The 18659-nt window shown below is 35.0% G+C and carries 13 protein-coding genes; 12 read left to right on the top strand and 1 reads right to left on the bottom strand.

Features of this window, described 5'->3' with window-relative positions; all coding sequences use genetic code 11:
* The first annotated feature begins 13 nt into the window (after positions 1 to 13).
* The 11 genes from ACGLWY_RS15690 to ACGLWY_RS15740 all read left to right on the top strand — a co-directional run bounded on the left by ACGLWY_RS15690 (position 14) and on the right by ACGLWY_RS15740 (position 13597).
* A complete protein-coding gene (locus ACGLWY_RS15690) occupies positions 14 to 1438 on the top strand; it encodes a right-handed parallel beta-helix repeat-containing protein (RefSeq protein WP_396620613.1) in 1425 nt (474 codons plus the stop codon).
* Positions 1439 to 1532: 94 nt separating this feature from the next.
* Positions 1533 to 3095, top strand: coding sequence for a choice-of-anchor D domain-containing protein (locus ACGLWY_RS15695; RefSeq protein ID WP_396620614.1), 1563 nt, complete (start codon positions 1533 to 1535; stop codon positions 3093 to 3095).
* 51 nt (positions 3096 to 3146) lie between these two features.
* On the top strand, positions 3147 to 5207 hold the full coding sequence (locus ACGLWY_RS15700) for an FISUMP domain-containing protein (RefSeq protein WP_396620615.1): 2061 nt from the start codon (positions 3147 to 3149) through the stop codon (positions 5205 to 5207).
* 49 nt (positions 5208 to 5256) lie between these two features.
* Entirely contained in the window at positions 5257 to 6705 is a 1449-nt protein-coding gene (locus ACGLWY_RS15705; protein ID WP_396620616.1) for an amidohydrolase family protein, read from the top strand.
* Positions 6706 to 6795: 90 nt separating this feature from the next.
* Positions 6796 to 7347: a GNAT family N-acetyltransferase gene (locus tag ACGLWY_RS15710; RefSeq protein ID WP_396620617.1), complete on the top strand. Its 552-nt coding sequence runs from the start codon at positions 6796 to 6798 to the stop codon at positions 7345 to 7347.
* A gap of 47 nt (positions 7348 to 7394) precedes the next feature.
* A complete protein-coding gene (locus ACGLWY_RS15715) occupies positions 7395 to 8330 on the top strand; it encodes a polysaccharide deacetylase family protein (protein ID WP_396620618.1) in 936 nt (311 codons plus the stop codon).
* A gap of 29 nt (positions 8331 to 8359) precedes the next feature.
* Entirely contained in the window at positions 8360 to 9202 is an 843-nt protein-coding gene (locus tag ACGLWY_RS15720) for a T9SS type A sorting domain-containing protein (RefSeq protein ID WP_396620619.1), read from the top strand.
* Between the two features lie 46 nt (positions 9203 to 9248).
* The gene (locus ACGLWY_RS15725; protein WP_396620620.1) at positions 9249 to 10055 is read left to right on the top strand and encodes an FISUMP domain-containing protein; all 807 of its coding nucleotides are present in this window, start codon (positions 9249 to 9251) and stop codon (positions 10053 to 10055) included.
* Between the two features lie 19 nt (positions 10056 to 10074).
* Entirely contained in the window at positions 10075 to 11541 is a 1467-nt protein-coding gene (locus tag ACGLWY_RS15730; protein WP_396620621.1) for a S41 family peptidase, read from the top strand.
* A gap of 57 nt (positions 11542 to 11598) precedes the next feature.
* Positions 11599 to 12918 (top strand): serine hydrolase domain-containing protein, encoded by a 1320-nt coding sequence (locus ACGLWY_RS15735; protein ID WP_396620622.1) that lies wholly within the window; start codon positions 11599 to 11601, stop codon positions 12916 to 12918.
* Positions 12919 to 12922: 4 nt separating this feature from the next.
* Positions 12923 to 13597 carry a DUF4386 domain-containing protein gene (locus ACGLWY_RS15740; protein ID WP_396620623.1) on the top strand — a complete coding sequence of 225 codons (675 nt, stop codon included), beginning with the start codon at positions 12923 to 12925 and terminating at the stop codon, positions 13595 to 13597.
* A gap of 286 nt (positions 13598 to 13883) precedes the next feature.
* On the opposite strand, the gene ACGLWY_RS15745 is transcribed toward ACGLWY_RS15740, so the two are convergent.
* Complete coding sequence (locus ACGLWY_RS15745) at positions 13884 to 14303, bottom strand: hypothetical protein (RefSeq protein WP_396620624.1); 420 nt, start codon at positions 14301 to 14303, stop codon at positions 13884 to 13886.
* Positions 14304 to 14574: 271 nt separating this feature from the next.
* Here ACGLWY_RS15745 and ACGLWY_RS15750 point away from each other — a divergent pair.
* Positions 14575 to 18659: beta strand repeat-containing protein (locus tag ACGLWY_RS15750; protein ID WP_396620625.1), on the top strand; the 4085-nt coding region annotated here is incomplete at its 3' end.

Genomic DNA, 18659 nt, shown 5'->3' on the forward strand with positions numbered 1-18659 from the left:
CCAAATCAAAAAAATGAAAAACATCTACCTACTTACCTTTCTATTACTCTTTTTTAACTGTAATAAAGAAGACAACATTATTAAAGAAAACGAACCTGATAAAAACGCACTCTTAGGTTGTACAGACAATAGAGCTATTAATAGTTCATTGGAATACACATACGACGATAATTCTTGCGACTATACGCCTACATCTTGTGCCGATTGCGATTTTATTATCGAACCTGCCATGAGTGTTATAGATAATAATGATTTGAAACTTCCGCCAGGAAGTACCATTGGCATAAGAGGCGGAGAAAGAAAATCTTTGATTATTAGAAATTTTTATGGCACCAAAGAAAAGCCATATATTTTTATAAACTGTGATGCTCAGGTCATAGCTGCAGATGAACTTCCTACCATAAAACTACATACACTAAACCATGTTCGTTTAACAGGTACCGGTAGTTCAGACACTTATGGAATTAAAATTACTAATGGCCGCCCGTTTGGTATCGTTGCAGAACTTGCGGCTTCTAATGTAGAAATAGATCATGTAGAAATTAGCGGTGTTAAAGGCCCCGCAATTTCAGCTCGTACACGCCCTGTGTGTGATGGGAGCACTAACAGAGGAACCTTTACTCAGGAGAATACGATACTACACCATAACTATATTCATGATGTTGGTGGAGAAGGTTTTTATATTGGTGGTTCTCATTGGCATACCCAATTTCCTCAACAATCAGATTGTCCTGATGTAACGTTGCTGGAACCCGAATTAGAAGGCGTATTGATATATAACAACAGGGTTGAAAATGTAGGACAAGACGGCATACAGGTAGGAGGTGCCATTAAAGGCTGTAACATATACAATAATACCGTTACTAACTACGGGCTTAAAAATATAGAGATCCATCAATCAGGTATTCAAATAAATCCGGGTACTACAGGTACAATTTTTAGTAACTTAATTAAAGGTGGTACTGGAAGTGCTATTTTTCTTAATGGCTTTGATAATAAAGTATATAGCAACATTATAGTTAATTGTGCCAAAGACGGTATTCACATAGGTGATAGAAATCCACCTGCAGGTAAAAGCTATGTATTGGTAAACAATACCATGTATGGTATAGGTGAATTCGTATTGTATATGAACTCAAAACTTAGTGTAAACAATGTTTTTTATAATAATTTACTTGTAGATATTACTAATGGCCTTCACAACAAATTGAGTAATGAAGTCAGTTTAGATATAGATAATAATATGTTACTGACTACTATTGAAGAAGCCGGGTTAACCAACCCCGAACAAGGTGATTTTACTCCTAAAGCCGGTAACCAATTAATAGATGCCGGTAAAAATATTGATGTTTATGCCATTAATGTTGATTTTTTGCTAAACCCTCGTAAAAAAGGAACACAAATAGACATTGGAGCTGTAGAATATCAAAACCATTAAACATCGTGTTATGCTAAGCTTTAGTTATAACATTATAACCTAAAAACTACTCGTTTTATGAGTTCATAAAAATAATTATTAAAAAACCTATGCAATGAAAACTTTTTTAAAAACAACAATGCTTCTTTTTATAACCTGTTTAAGTCTTTTCGCTTGTAGCAAAGATAATGATACAAAACCATCTCCTGCTCAATTCTCAATAGACCAAAGTACAGTTAATTTTGGAGAGGTAGAAATACCCGAATTAAAGGAAATCAAACTAACGGTTACCAATAGCGGGGATGAAGATTTAATTTTAAAAGATTACACTTTTTCAGGTTCAAATACAGCTGAGTTTACCGTTAGAGCTAGTGAAACCGAAGAAACCATACAAGCCGGTAAAACTTATGAGTTTTCAGTAGTTTTTAAACCTATGGAAGAAGGAAACAAAACGGCAGTTCTCACCATTACCAGTAATATGGGTGAGCATAAAGTAAATATATCGGGAACTGCAAGCCTGGGTGCAAATGCCATAGTGAATATTCCGGATGCCAATTTCAAGGCTGCTTTGTTGGCTCATGGAATCACTATAACAGGAGAAGGGATTAATAAAATTGACTCCAATGACGATGGTGAAATACAAGTAGGAGAAGCACAAGCTTATGTAGGAACTATTAACTGTTATGATAAGAATATTAGTGATTTAACAGGAATTGAAGTGTTTATCAACTTAGAGGTACTAAGCGTTGGAAAGAACCAATTAACTAATTTGGATGTAAGTGATAATGTAGCTTTAGAATACCTGGTTTGTGATAACAATCAATTGAAAAGTTTAAATGTTTCTAGTAATGTAAACTTAAAAGTGTTGTCAGTTCAAAATAATGAATTAACTGACCTAGATGTTTCTCAAAACACTGCTTTAGAAAATTTGTATTTGGCTAATAACCAATTAACCAATTTGGACACTTCTAATAACACAGCATTAAGAACTCTTATAATTGCGACCAATTTATTAAATAGTATAGACGTTTCAAACAATACTGCGTTGCATACATTGTTTGTTCATAGTAATAAGCTCACCGGTTTGAATGTGACCCATAATACCGCTTTGAAGTATTTAACATGTACAAACAATGAGATAGCCTTTCTGGATGTTTCCAAAAACATCATCATGGAGGAGCTTTCTTGCGAGAATAACAACCTGGCCAACTTAGATCTTTCACAGAATACGGCTCTACTTGAATTTAGATGTAATAATAATCAATTGAGCAGTTTAGATGTTTCAAACAATACAAGTCTGGAATTATTGAGTTGTTTTAATAACCAAATACCCAATTTAGATGTATCCCAAAACATCAACTTAAAGACATTACACTGTGGAATTAATAAACTATCTAGTCTTGATGTTTCCCAAAATACAGATCTAAGACATCTTTATTGCAATGAAAACCAGTTAACAAATTTAAACGTTTCTGGTAATCCTGCCTTGGAGTTTTTATATTGCTTTCAGAATCAACTAACAGCTTTAAACCTTGCCAATGGTAATAATACTAAACTAAGTACAATGTGGGCTACGAACAATCCAAATTTAGCCTGTATACAAATAGATGCAGACTTCACTCCTCCTTCTAATTGGGAAAAGGCTGCTCTGACCAGTTATAATACAAATTGCCCATAATCATTAAAAATCTTGCAGGTTTTCAGTAAGAAATAATCATCATCAATCAAAATGAAATCAAAAAGAATTATCATCATTACTGCGGTATTAACGATTGGCTTTCAATTTTTGCCAAATGCGCAGAATTTAAACTCCACTTCAGAACTCAAAGAAAATACATTTACTGATGTTCGTGATGGCAGGGTTTATAAAACAGTAAGTATAGGAACCCAGGTATGGTTTGCTGAAAACTTTGCGTATTTACCAGAGGTCGATACGGTAAACATTTCCGTTTATGGTTACAAAGGTAATTCGGTTAAAAAAGCTAAAAAAACAGCATCTTATAAAAAATATGGAGCGCTTTATACCTGGGAAAAAGCAAATGAATTAGCCCCGAAAGGATGGAGACTACCGACCGATGCCGATTGGATACAGCTGGAAACTGCCGTGGGAATGCCTAAGGAGGAGGTGACCAAAAATGGTTGGAGAGGAGATAAAAATAGTACTGTAGCCCTAAAAGAAAAAGGAAGGTCAGGATTTGATATCCGATTTGCCGGCTGGAAAACGGATTATGGTGATTTTAGATTTCAAAATGAACATGCCAATTTTTGGGTAGCAGATTCCCATGACAATAAAAGGGCTCACGAAAGGCTAATGGGGGTGAATAACCAAAAAATTGGACGCGAATACGGGAATAAAGGTTGCGGATTTAGCGTGAGATATGTCAGGGATATTCCAGTTGAAAAATACATCACTTATCCTGAAGGAGAATGGGATATGATGGACAATGTATCCGATTTTGGTTGGAGTCAGGATAAAATTAATCAGCTTTACAGATATGCTATTGACAGTACAAATGCTACTGGGATTATTGTTATACAAAGTGGTAAAATGATATACGACTATGGAGATACACACGAATTGAGTTATATAGCATCTGTTAGAAAAAGCTTATTATCAATGCTATTTGGGAAATATGTGGAGAACGGGATCATTAATCTTAACAAAACACTTGATGAATTAAATATTGATGATATTGGTGGACTATTGGAAGTTGAGAAGCAAGCCACCATATTAGATATTCTTAAATCTAAATCAGGAGTATACCACCCGGCAAGTAACCCTGGTGGGAATGAATGGTTATTTCCCGAGCGAGGCAGTAAAAAACCGGGAAGCTATTTTATATATAATAATTGGGATTTTAATGTCGCAGGTCACATATTCGAACAAGAAACGGGACAAGATATTTACGAGGCCTTTGAAAAGGATATTGCAAAAAAAATAGACTTCCAACAATGGGACAGTGCCAAACAAAAAAAATCTGGTGATACCAGTAAATCCAAGTTCAAGGCTTACCATTTTGAATTATCTACTAGGGATATGGCAAGACTTGGCTATCTCATGTTGCGAAAGGGGAAATGGAAAAATGAGCAAGTCATTCCCGCTTCATGGGTTGAAAAAATGACCACTATTACAACAAGTTATGAAGACATGTATAAAGTTGACCCAAGACTTAAAGATTGGTCCTGGTGGAAATGGGGACAAGGACTTATGTGGAGAATATGGGATAGCCCCAATATATCACCAGAATTTAAAGGTGCATATACCGCTACAGGTAATCAAGGACAGTATATTACTGTTATTCCTTCATTAGATATTGTTGTGGCATTAAAAACTAAAGGTGTTTATGGAAGAAGAACCGATAAGGAGATCTATGAACGTTTTTTAAACAAGTTGTTTAAGGCTAAATCACATGACAACCTTAATGAATTACCAACAAAATCTTTAGCAAATTCTTTATTTGAGATCATAAGTAATGAAGGGATAGATAAAGGGCTTAAGCATTTTGAAAAAGTAAAAGACTCTAAAGCCTATTTACTTAAAGAAAGCGAAATGAATGCAATTGGCTACCGCTTATTGCAAGCTGGAAAAAACAATGAAGCAATTGAGATTTTTAAACTTAATGTAATCTCATTCCCAAATTCTGGAAATGTTTATGATAGTTTAGGGGAAGCCTATATGATAGCAGGAAATAAAGAGCTTGCCATTAAAAATTATAAAAAGGCAATTGAAATAGATCCTACAAATGTTAATGGAGCAGAAATTTTAAAAAAACTACAGTCAAAAAATTAACAAATTTTTTTAAACAAATTGTTTGAAGCTAAAAAGTAAAATGAAATACATGCCATCACTTAACTTGTCCTATCCCTATTTCATAATAACCTTCCTTTCATTTTTTTTGGGCTGTAAAAACAGTTCAGAAAAAAACGATTCTATTAGTAAAGAAGCTATCCAAAATATTAGGATATCCGATAGCATATTACCTTATGTTAAGCATCAAGAGGATTTGATGGCATTTACCAATGTTACCTTAATAGATGGCACAGGTAAATCCATAAAACAAAATCAAACCATTATTATAAAAAATGGAAACATCAAGGCCATTGGTAATGATGGTGAATTTGAAATTCCGGAAAATACTCAAATAATAAACCTTAACGGAAAAACCATTGTTCCCGGTATTGTGGGTATGCACAACCATTTACATATCCCGGGATTTCCATATGTAGGAGGTGTTGCAGCTAAACTGTATCTGGCTTCAGGGGTCACAACCATTCAAACCTGTGGTGCAGCATCACCATATAAAGAACTGGAACTATCAGAAAAAATAGAATCAGGAACACAAATAGGGCCTGACATTATTCCAAGTGCCCCTTTTATTACAGGAGCGGGTGGTAATCCTAATATGATCATTCCAAGGAATCCTGAACACTTAAGGGACACTATGCAATACTGGATAAAGCAAGGTGTAAAATGGTTTAAGGTGTATCGAAATACCGCACCTGATGATCTAAGGATAATCATTGACGAAGCCCATAAAAATGGCTGTAAAGTGAGAGGACATTTATGTTCCATAACCTTTGAAGAAGCAACTCAACTAGGGATCGATGCAATAGAACATGGCTTAAACAGCTCCAGCGATTTTAGAACCAATAAAGACTACGGAGTATGCAATGGCGGACGTGAATATATGGATGAGCTTGATATGAATAGCTCAAAAGTACAAGCATTACAACAACTAATGATTGATAATAAGGTGTTTTTAACCTCTACCTTATCCATTTATGAAGCCAGTATTCCTAACAGAGCCCTTGCTAATGATAGAACATTAGAAGCGATGTCTCCTTTTTTGTTGAATGAATATAAAGAAAGAAGAGCAAGTTTTGACAAAGACACAAATAACACTACAAGAGAAAATCGATTGAAACGAATCATGCAGTTTGAATACCAGTACTATAAAATGGGAGGGGTGTTGTGTGCAGGTGTAGATGCAGGCAGACATGTGCTTCCTGGATTTGGAGACCAAAGAAACTATGAACTGCTTATAGAAGCCGGTTTTACACCACAAGAAGCCATTCAAATTATGACGGGTAACGGTGCCAAGGCATTGGAACGTTCGGATATTGGAACCGTTCAAATAGGTAAACGAGCCGATTTTGTAATCTTAAATGGAAACCTGGGAACAGATGCTACGGTAATTAAAAATGTGGAAGTGGTTTTTAAAAACGGGATTGGTTATGACCCTAAGTTGATTTTAAAGGAAGTGGAAGGTCAGTTTGGAAGAGAATAAGTATATAACAATATAATACATAAACATGTATAAGTACCAATTATCATCACTTACAACATATATTATCAATAAAAAATGAAGAGTAAATAAATGGACAAATTTCCGGAAATAAAAACAAGCAGATTGATTTTGGCTAAAGTATCATTTAATGATATTCCCAAAATAGTTGAATACGCCAGTAATAAAAAAATTGCTGACACTACTTTAAACATCCCGCATCCTTATGAGGAAAAAGATGCTGTGTTTTGGATAAATGCAGCTAATCAGGGGTTTGAGGATAAATCGCAATTCACATTTGGAATCAAGATTAAAATTTCAGGTGAATTTATTGGAGGTATAGGATTGAAAATAAACAAAAAATTTAATCGTGCCGAATTGGGTTATTGGATAGGTCAACCATTCTGGAACATGGGGTATGCAACAGAAGCAATGGAAGCAATCTTAAAGTTTGGGTTTTTAGAGTTAAACCTAAATAAAATTTACGCTACTCATCTTGAAGAGAACATCGCTTCTGGAAAAGTCATGCTAAAGAATGGAATGATTAAGGAAGGTGAGCTAAAGGAGCATACAAAAAAAGGGGAATGCTATAAAAATCTAATTCAATATCGCCTGACTAAAGAAGAATTTGAAAACAAAAGTTGATGTGAATGCCAAAAGGGATTGATTAAGAACCCGAATACAAGTAACGCATGAGAAACCACTTTTTTATAACAATATCATTTTTTTGTTTTCAACTGGCCATTGCACAACAAAAAACCATAGCCATCACCATAGATGATGTGCCAAATACAGCCAAATATCAAAAAGATAATTTTAACTCTATACTATTAAATGTACTAGACTCTTTAAAGGTACCATTTACCATATTTATCAACGAAGATAAAATTCATAAAACAGAATGGTTAGATAGAAACAAGGGTTTATTGGAAGAGTGGATTAAAAACAAGAAAGCCATAATAGGAAACCACACTTACAGCCATTCCAGATATTCCGAGGTAGGTTTTGAAAGCTTTGTAAAGAACATTGAACAAGGGGAGGACTTAACAAGACAATATGCTTCAAAACATAATAAAGACCTTAAGTATTTTCGGTTCCCATTTAACGATATGGGCAAGGATTCCACCCAACATATACAAATCGGGGAATATCTAAAATCACAAGATTATATAATAGCCCCTTTTACAGTTGAAAGTTCCGATTGGATGTTCGATGCAGTATATCAATACTACCTGAATAACGGAGATTTCCAAAAAGCAAAAGCCATTGGCGAACAGTATGTAAATAAAACCATAGCGTTAGTAAGCTTTTATGAAACCATGGCAAATGCAATTTACAATCGTTCAATAAAACACATCTATTTATGTCACGATAATGCTATCAATGCCGATTATTTAGCAGAAATTATATCAAGGTTAAAGCAAGCGGATTACAGCATTGTAAGTTTTGAAGAATCGTTAACAGATCCAATCTATAATCAAAAAGACACCTATTACAAAAAATGGGGCATCAGTTGGCTTTACAGGTGGATGGACACACAAGAAGAACGTGTTAAGTGGATGAAACAAGAACCGCTGTTATCCGAAATAGAAAAAATGTATAACGAAATCTTAAATAAGAAGAATTAACCTAATTATTAATATAAAAATTGATTATCATGAATCGAAGAATTTTTAACCTGTTTAAATCAACATTTTTAATTGCAGTCATTTTATTGTCGGCATCATTTTCCAATACTGACGACGCTAAGGACTCGGTAATAGATTATGGTTGCCACCAAGTAGAGTGGACATCACAAATAGGAGTTACCGTTAATGCAGATGGAGGTGTGCGTTCCACGACAAATACAAGCTACGGATCCAATGCTTACTCTGTAGATAAAATACCGGCAAGTGAAAATGGATCGTTTGAGTTTACAGCTTTTTCTATGTTTGGGTTTGTTGGTCTATCTGATACCCCTTCTTATACAGGGTATTCTTCCATAGATTATGCCATTCAGCTATGGAGCCCCAACATTGTGTATATAGTTGAATCAGGAGAAGAAAGAGGTTACAAGACAACTTGGAGTTCTGGTGATGTATTTAAAATAGAAAAAATTGGAACCCAAATTACATACTCTAAAAATGGTACAATTTTTTACACATCAACTGCAGTAGCAAATAGTGATTTGTATGCAGATTTCTCCTTCGGAAACGAAGGCACTGGTTTTGATGCCCCTAAATTATGTATAACAGATGTACTTGCTACATCATCGGAAACTCCTTATTTAAAGGATTCCTATAAGTTATATCCAAATCCATCATCTGGGGTGTTCCATTTTTCTTCACCATTTACAGGAAAAATCGACGTATTCTCAACCTCAGGGCAACTTATTAAAACATTAGAGCCTACCCTAACAAGTAATATCGACCTTTCGGAATTACATAATGGCACTTACTTTATTAAAAAAGTGTCTCATGAAGGAATGTCTGAAATACAAAAAGTTATTGTGAAAGAATAGTAAGTTCCTTAAACTTTTCTAATTATTAATATAAAAATTGATTATCATGAATCGAAAAATTATCAACCTGTTTAAATCGACTGCTTTAATGTCAGTCATCTTATTGTTTACATCCTGTTCCAAAAACGATAGTGACCCATGTGCCAACAGCACATTGGCAGTAACAGCTGTCGCAGAGGAATATACCATAAAAGCAACAGCTACAGGAGGTGTAGAACCTTACGAGTACTCCATAGATGGCACTACATTTCAAACATCCGATACGTTTACTGATGTCGAATCCGGAGACTATACCCTAACGGTTAGAGATGCCAACACCTGTACGTCTACTACAAGTGTAACAGAAGCCGATTTAAACTCATTGCTGGACGAACGGGATGGGCAACGCTACAAGATTGTAAAAATCGGCAATCAAATCTGGTTGGGTGAAAACTTTAATTTCGATACCAATACTACTACCACAACGTCGTCATGGTGTTATAACGATGAATCGACTAATTGCGATACCTATGGAAAGCTCTACACCTGGGAGGCTGCTTCCCAAATGGCGCCCGAAGGATGGAAATTACCATCTTCAAGTGATTGGTATGACTTAATAAATGAAGTTGGAGGGTATGATGTGGCTCATACAGAGTTAATGGAGGGTGATTTTGAACTATTGAGGGCTGGAAGGACTAATATGGATGGGTTTTCTTATGTAGATGAATATGGGTGGTATTGGACATCTAATGCACACCCTTATGAGACTAATTGGTATGGTTTTATTCAGTTTGCTATCAATTCTACTAATCAAGGAAGTACAGATGGTAGTAATGCATTGAGCGTAAGACTCATCAAAATCCAGAATAATTAATAGCAAATACCCATTAATTATGATCTCATTTCATCAAAAAGTAAAACCAATCGTATTCATCTTGTTGCTCATTTTAATATGTAGTAACCTCAAGGCACAACAAAGTGGTTTTAGCCCAAACAGGACATATTCTCAGGATAGTTTAAAAATCTGGACAACGGACATTTTTGATGAAATGAGTAAAAGTCACCCTGGGTTTTATCGGTATACTAGTAAGGAAAGATTTGATTTCCTCATAGACTCTACAAATCAAACAATTAAAAATTCATTAACAGAATTAGAATATTACAGAAAGTTAAAACCTTTAATTGCGCAAATAGGGTGTCTTCATACCGGTATATCACTTTCAAAAGCATATCAGGATTATTTGAATGTCAGCCAATCAATGCTACCCTTAGCGATTTTTATAAATTCCAATGGGGTAGTATTGGTTTCAAATAGTTATGCTTCAGATGCTAATATCCCAATTGGGGGTGAAATTTTATCCATTAATGGAAAACCGATGCATTCTATAATTAATAAATTGCTTAGAGCCATTCCATCGGATGGGTATAATCAAACAGAAAAAGTACTGTTATTAAACCACAGGTTTTCCTTTTGGTATCAAACCATTATAGAAGTTAATGAAAAATTCAGTATAGAAATAGCAAATAATGGAAAGATTAAAACGTATGAGGTTAAAGGCGTTTCAAAGGATATATTTCCTTCTTTAGAGTCCATTATTTATGGAAATGGAAAAACCTTAGAATTTGAAATTCTAGACAATATTGGCATACTTAAAATACATTCATTTGCAAAAACAGAGGTAAAAGAAGACAGTCAGAATTTTAAAAAGTTTATCAAAGAAGTTTTCCAGGAAATTAAAACTAAAGACATTAAAGAACTAATACTGGATGTAAGGTATAATACAGGTGGTACAGATAGTAACGCTGTATTACTGGCATCATATTTCTTTGATAAACCTTTTAGATATTGGGATAAAATTGAGGTGACAGAAGCCATTGCTAATGATGTAAAAGGCCTTGATAAACTGTTTTATAAAAAACCGGAAAAGAATGTTGAATTATACCAATGGAAAAAAACGTGGGTGACTAAAGAATTTGACTTTTATGAAGAACAAAAGCCGGCAAAACATAGCTTTAAGGGAAATCTGTATATCTTAACTAATGGTATGTGTTTGTCATCTTGTGCCGATTTTACAGCAATACTTTCTCATAACAAAAAAGCTGTTGTTGTTGGTCAGGAAACAGGTGGAGGTTACCAGGGAAATACAAGTGGAATGATGCCGGAAGTTAGTATTCCTACAGGGCTTCGATTAACCATTCCGTTGCAAAAATATACCAATGCAGTTGACTTAACTAAAAATTTTGGAAGCGGTACCATTCCGGATCATATTGTGGCCCCGGACTTAAAAGATTGGATAGAAAAGAAAGATGTGGAAATGGAATACACATTGGAATTAATTAATAAAGAGCGGGCAAAGTAATTGTCGTTTGAAAAGTTCTACTGAGTATAAAATTTAATCATGTTAAAATTAACAACTATGACATTTTTTAAAATAGTAGTATTTACAATAATAACCATTCAAATAGGGTTAGCCCAAAGCATTGACACCCAAAAATTGGATGAGTATTTCAATATGTTAGAAGACCATGATAAGTTTATGGGGAGTATAGCCATCCTTAAAGATGGAAACATAGTATATAAGAAACAGGTGGGCTATTCTGATATCAATTCAAAACAAAAACCTGATAAGAATACCCAATACAGAATTGGCTCTATATCCAAAATCTTTACGGCAACCCTTCTATTTAAAGCCGTAGAAGATGGGAAAATAGCCCTTGATGAGACCATTGGTAAATACTTTCCTAAAATAGAAAACGCAGGTAAAATTACCATTTCTAATTTATTGAATCATAGAAGCGGTATTCATAGTTTCACGGATGACAAGGAAGCATTCTTAAGTTATCATACCCAGCCGAAAACCGAAAAGGAAATGCTGGAAATTATTGCTAATGGCGGTAGTGATTTTAAACCTGGTGAACAAGCAGCCTATAGTAATTCAAATTACGTCTTGTTATCCTTTATTTTGGAAACACTTTATAAAAAGCCTTATGCCAAAATTTTGGAAGATGAAATTACTAAGCCTTTAAACCTAACCAATACCTTTTTTGGAAGCAAAATCCAGATAGATAACAACGAATGTTATGCCTATCGTTTTGATAAGCAATGGAAAAAAACGGAGGAAACAGATCCGTCAATCGATATGGGAGCCGGAGGTATTGTTTCTACACCTACCGATTTAATTCGTTTTGCAGAAGCCTTATTTAATAACAAAATACTTTTATTAGAAAATGTTGAAAAAATGCAAACCATTCAAGACAAGTTTGGAATGGGGTTTTTTAAAATCGAATATTACGATAAGATTAGTTATGGACATAATGGAGAAATAGATGGCTTTATTTCGGCTTTAAGGTATTTTCCAAATGAAAATGTTGCCTTTGCTATTACGTCCAATGGTGCAAATTATAGTCTGAACTTAATAGCGGTTACAATAGTTAACGGTCTTTTTAACAAACATTTTGATATACCGGATTTTAGAGTCTATGAGCCGAAATATAAAGAGTTAAATCAATATTTAGGAGTCTATTCAAGCGACACTTTCCCAGTAAAATTAACAGTAATCAAATCTGGTAATCAATTACACCTTCAAGCACCCGGCGATTCTGTAATGAATCTACAAGCTACAGCAAAAGGAGAATTTAAATACGAACCTGCGGGTATTACAATAATGTTTGATATTGAAAAAAATCAAATGCATATATCTCAAGGAGGTAAAACAAATGTATTGGATAAAGAATAAGTATATGAATCTATTAAAAAACAACGTAAAATTAGCCGGATTGCTTATCATTTCAGGAATGATAGCAGGTATTTTAAGTATAGCTTCAGCAGTCGATTCGCCAAATTACTTAACAGAAGCTACTGCCAATGCAGCACAGGTATCAATAGCAGCTTTGTTCCAGTTTATATTATGTCTAACCTACATAGGCTTTGCCATTTTATTATACCCAATAGTGAAGAAATATAATAAAAGTTTAGCGTTAGGCTTTTTAAGTTTTAGAATCACTTCTGGAGTTGTCTTGATTATTGGTACGGTTATACTATTATCAATTCTTGTTGTAAGTCAAGAATTTGTTAAGAGTTCTTCCGAAAATCAATGGGCATTTGAAGCATTCGGTAATATACTTAAAATCACAAGAGATTATATCAACCATATTTTTATGGTGTTCACCATAGGTACAGGAAACCTGTTGCTGTACATCTTGTTTTTAAAAGTAAAATTAATACCGAAATGGCTGTCCTTTTGGGGAATATCAGGCACTTTATTGTCAATAGCTGCAAGTATACTGCTCTTGTTTGGCATAGTAGAGGTCATAACAGTAGAGTATTTGGCATTAAATGCACCCACAGGAATTTTTGAGCTTGTGCTGGGCTTCTGGTTAATTATAAAAGGCTTTAATAAAGAATTTGTTATGTAGGCTGGTTATGAATAAGAGAAGTTTAATGCTGCATGCTTTGTTTTTTTAGTGTTGGTATGACAACAAATGTGAAAAAAAGGGCAAAGCCCATCTGAAATATTTAAGGATGCACCAAGAAAGGCTGAATTACTGGTTAGGGTTTAGAATTATAGAAAAACATGGTATGGATAGCTGGAAGGATATTTATGTGTTAAATGTAAATGATGTAACTGTTATTCCCTCAACTTAATGTCCAGTCAAATATAGTAAGTCCAGTTTTTCAATTGTTTCAGATTGTAAACGAGACCTAAAAGAATAAAAAAGATGCTGCAATCATCCATCCTCCTACAATCAAGCCTAAGACTCCTAATTTACCTTGCTTTGGAGCTAGCTTTTCTCTAAGTTGAATTCCTTTTTCTTTTGCCGCTTCATTTTTTGAAAGGAAAAACTTATTGATTAGTCCAAATCCAAGCATAAAGCCTAATGTTGCTTCAACAAAATTTCCAGCTAAAAGTGTAGTCCACCAGATAGGATTTGTAGTAAGCCATCCAATGTTTAAAATGGCAGAAATGATTCCCCAAACTCCCCAGAAACAAAATACCAACCCTATCCATCCCTGATAAGGTTCTATTTTTTCTAAAAGCTCTTTTGCATTAGGTTTTTTTGAAAGGATTAGTGATGGTACTGCAATAATACTTAATAAGATTAATGTGATTCCCCAGAACATAATTTTAAATTTTTATGGATTAATAATGATTAATTTGTTGTGTAATACATATCTAAATTCATGGTTTAAGGAGCTATTTTAAAGCTCAAACATTCGTTAGACAATTACAATACAAATTTGGGAGATATTAAATTTGGGTAAAACACCCTTTACGGTGAAATTGAATACCCCGAAAACAGGGGTGTATTGAGGTTTCTAAATACACGGTTTATGGGGTTTTTATCAGGATACTAATTTGAGAATTTTGTACCGAACAAATCTACTTTGAAATATGAGTACAAATAGAAATACTCCCTTTATTAAATTTATGGTCTTAACCATGCTATCTTGGTTAAATTACACAGGTCTTATGGCTCAATCCTACCCTCCAGTTTTTGATGTAACTACATTAAATGGAGCTAATGGATTTGCAATTCCGGGTATACAGGCAAGTTCACAGTTTGGAGCAGAAACCAGATTTATAGGCGATATAAATAATGACGGGTTGGAGGATATTGCAATTGTGGCCCCAAGCACAACAGTAAATAGTGTCAACTCAGCTGGAACCGTTTATATTATTTTTGGTTCTAATGCAGGGTTTCCAGCTTCTTTTGATATTACCTCTCTTGATGGGACAAATGGTTTTATTGTTGAAGGTGTCGTAGAATATGAGAGTATAGGATTGTCGGTTGAAGGTGTCGGAGATATAAACGGGGATGGTATAGATGATCTTATTGTTGGAGCAAGTAGATATGGAGGAGGGATACTGGTTATCTATGGAAAACCAACTAATGTCGCTTTTAATGCTGCAATAAATAGGGGAGATATTGATGGAAACAATGGGTTTATCATTAGTACTACTGGGTTTCTTCTACAAATTAATCAGATAGGTTCTTTAGGTGATGTAAATGGGGATAATATTAATGACTTTATCCTCGGCAAGAGTATCGGAGGACAAGCCTGGATTTTCTTTGGTCAGGCGGCTAATTTTCCCTTAAACATAGACTCAACTTGGTTAGATGGGGTTAAAGGGTTTCAAACTAGCAGCTTTCCAAGTAGTAGGGCTTCATATAATGTGGGAGGTGCTGGAGATATTAATAGTGATGGAATCAACGATATTCTTATAGGAAGTTGGAATGGTTCTTTAGATATAAATGAACAAATTAGTTACGCACTATTTGGAAAAAGTACCCCTTTTGATGTACTGGTAGATTTACCTTCCCTAGATGGGACAGATGGATTTAAGATTGATAACCAAGGAAATGGGCTTTTAACCTTTGTAGGACCTATTGGAGATGTTAACGGTGATGGCATAGATGATTGTTTTTCGGAGAACGATATCATATTTGGATCCTCATCTGCTTTTCCTGCAAGCCTACTTCAGAGTAATTTAAACGGTACCAATGGCTTTCTGTTGAACAATTATGTTTTATGTGCTGCACCTACCGGGGATTTAAACCGAGATGGCATAGATGATTTTATAGTAGCATCCAAAGATGATTATGTGATTTTTGGTAAAACAGGAGGTTTTTCCGCTACGTTTAATTCCGCTTCGCTTGATGGTACAAACGGATTTAAAATCGTAACAAATAATTCAACTAATGGAAGACCAATTGATGGTGGGAAGGATGTAAATGGGGACGGATTCACCGATTTTATTTTTAGTGATACTAAAAATGCCAAACAGGTGTATGTGGTTTTTGGAGGGGATCACTATGCAGTGCCGTTGACTACAGGTTACCCACAGGCTGTTAATGAAACATCAACAGGATTTACGTTACTGGTAAATGGCCCTGAAACAGGTACCATACATTATGCCATTTATCCAGGCAGTTATTCTACTACAGTGACCCATGATGCTATTTTAAATGGTACAGGAGCCATGACACAAGGGAGTTTTGCTATGAATATTGAAAATACCGATGTTTCTGAAGTTATATCTTCATTAACAGCAAACCCTACCTATGATGTTTATCTCTTTTTAGAGGACGGTGCAGGAAACCAAGGCGAAATTTATCAGTTAAATGATGTGACTACACTAGTCGTAACAACAGATGACACCGAAGCCCCAACCATCACGTGTCCCATAAATCAAGAACTGGCTTGTAATTCAACTTCAATTCCTGATTATACAGGATTGGTAACGGCAACGGATAATCAAGACCCAAATCCGGTCATCACTCAAAGTCCAGCAGCAGGAACCAAATTTACAGATGGAATGACGATTACCATTACGGCAACAGATGCCAGTAATAATGCTAATAGCTGCACATTTATTGTAACCAAAGCAGCAGATACTGATAAGCCAGTACTTACTTGTTTAACATCAGAATCATTGTTTGTCAATTCAACACTACCTAATTATTATTTAAAATTAGGTGTTTCTGATAATTGTACATCACTTTTTGATCTTACGTATACACAAACCCCTGTGCAGGGAACTGTATTTACAGCAGATACTAATGTAACAGTATCAGTAACAGATGATAGTGGGAATACAGAGAGTTGTTCATTTTTGGTTACAGTTAAATCACCTATAGCTCCAACAGATTGTAATACCACTTCAATAAGTACCAATGATTTAAATGGTAGTAACGGTTTTCAAATAGATGGAAATAAAATAAAAGGAGAACTGGGTTATGATGTAAGAGGAGCAGGTGATATTAATGGAGACGGAATTGAGGACTTTTTGGTAGGAGCACCTAGTAAAGCATATCAATTTAACACCCCATATGGGGAAGAAAAAGGTAATTTTCCTGGAGATGTTTTTGTGATTTTTGGAAAAGGAAATGATTTTCTTCCAAACTTGGATACAGCATTGTTAGATGGTACAAACGGATTTAAAATAACGAATGATATTCCAGGAGGGCTTTTTCAGTCTTCTGGCCTTCAAGTAAGCACTGCAGGAGATATTAATAATGATGGCATAGATGATTTGATGTTTAGTGATCCATTTCGTCATGATAGTTTTGGTCTAGAATTAGGGACTATATATGTGGTATTTGGAAAAACAAGTGGCTTTCCTGCGGTTTTTAATGTCTCTGATATTGATGGTACCAATGGCTTTGTTTTTATGGGAGCAGATAATTATGACCAGTCTGGATATCATTTTGATTCGGCAGGAGATATTAATAATGATGGCATTAATGATATTATAATAGGAGCAAATACAGGAAGAGGCACAAATAATCCTGGTAAATGTTATATTATTTATGGGAGTTCAACGGCATTTCCTGCATTGATAAAAGGTGGCGATTTAAATGGCACCAATGGATTTATAATAAAAGGAGATGTTGATGGAGATAAAATTGGTAATTGGGTAGCAGGTTTAGGCGATGTGAATGGAGATGGAATTGATGATGTTGGATTTGGAGGCGGAAATAAAAATAAAACATATGTTCTTTTTGGGAAAACAGGCAGTTTTTCAAGTATTGTAGCTACTGCAACTATAAATGGAACAACAGGGTTTTATGTGGATTCTGGTTCTTTGAGTAAAAAGATAACGGGAGTTGGTGATGTTAACAATGATGGGATAAACGATATGTTGTTTGGGAATAAGAAGCTCCTTTTTGGAAAGAATACTGGTTTTTCTGTACCAGAAGATATTACAAGTTTAGATGGAGCAAATGGAATTGAATTAACAGGAGACGCTTATATAGTGTCTAGTGCCGGGGGAGATTTTAATAACGATGGTATTGATGATTTGATTGTGGGGAAATATGGTTCTATTGCTATTGTTTATGGGAAGGATACTCCTTGGAGTGCCACGCTAAATCCTTTTTTATTATCATCATCAGAAGCTTTTGTTATAAATAGATCAGACTATTCAGATTATTCGGTCTCTGATTTGGGAGATATTAATGGTGATGGTATTACAGATGTAATCACAGGAAAGAAAGAAAAATTATATTATGACAGTAGTTCTAGTTTGGATCCTGGTCATGCTCATGTAATTTATGGGTTTTCTGTTACAGATACAGAGCCTCCTGTAATTACTACTTGCCCTGGTGATCAGATTTTAGTATCTGGAAATATATTACCAGACTACACTTCTTTGGCTACAGCAACAGATAATTGTGATGCAGCACCTGTAATCACCCAAAGCCCTATTGCTGGAAGTGTTTACACATCTGGGATGACCATTACGCTTATAGCAACAGATAAAAAAGGAAATACGTCTAATTGTACTTTTATTGTAAGTGACAATACAGACACAGAGGCCCCGACCATCACGTGTCCCCCAAATCAAGAACTGGCTTGTAATACAACTTCAATTCCTGATTATACGGGATTGGTAACGGCAACGGATAATCAAGACCCAAATCCAGCCATCACACAAAGTCCAGTAGCGGGAACGGCGTTTACAGATGGGATGAC

The organism is Mariniflexile sp. HMF6888, assembly GCF_044335535.1.
Taxonomy (GTDB): Bacteria; Bacteroidota; Bacteroidia; order Flavobacteriales; family Flavobacteriaceae; genus Mariniflexile.

Coding starts and splice junctions, on each gene's coding strand:
- ACGLWY_RS15690 (WP_396620613.1), top strand. CDS start 14: ATGAAAAACATCTACCTACTTACCTTTCTATTACTCTTTTTTAACTGT.
- ACGLWY_RS15695 (WP_396620614.1), top strand. CDS start 1,533: ATGAAAACTTTTTTAAAAACAACAATGCTTCTTTTTATAACCTGTTTA.
- ACGLWY_RS15700 (WP_396620615.1), top strand. CDS start 3,147: ATGAAATCAAAAAGAATTATCATCATTACTGCGGTATTAACGATTGGC.
- ACGLWY_RS15705 (WP_396620616.1), top strand. CDS start 5,257: ATGCCATCACTTAACTTGTCCTATCCCTATTTCATAATAACCTTCCTT.
- ACGLWY_RS15710 (WP_396620617.1), top strand. CDS start 6,796: ATGGACAAATTTCCGGAAATAAAAACAAGCAGATTGATTTTGGCTAAA.
- ACGLWY_RS15715 (WP_396620618.1), top strand. CDS start 7,395: ATGAGAAACCACTTTTTTATAACAATATCATTTTTTTGTTTTCAACTG.
- ACGLWY_RS15720 (WP_396620619.1), top strand. CDS start 8,360: ATGAATCGAAGAATTTTTAACCTGTTTAAATCAACATTTTTAATTGCA.
- ACGLWY_RS15725 (WP_396620620.1), top strand. CDS start 9,249: ATGAATCGAAAAATTATCAACCTGTTTAAATCGACTGCTTTAATGTCA.
- ACGLWY_RS15730 (WP_396620621.1), top strand. CDS start 10,075: ATGATCTCATTTCATCAAAAAGTAAAACCAATCGTATTCATCTTGTTG.
- ACGLWY_RS15735 (WP_396620622.1), top strand. CDS start 11,599: ATGACATTTTTTAAAATAGTAGTATTTACAATAATAACCATTCAAATA.
- ACGLWY_RS15740 (WP_396620623.1), top strand. CDS start 12,923: ATGAATCTATTAAAAAACAACGTAAAATTAGCCGGATTGCTTATCATT.
- ACGLWY_RS15745 (WP_396620624.1), bottom strand. CDS start 14,303: ATGTTCTGGGGAATCACATTAATCTTATTAAGTATTATTGCAGTACCA.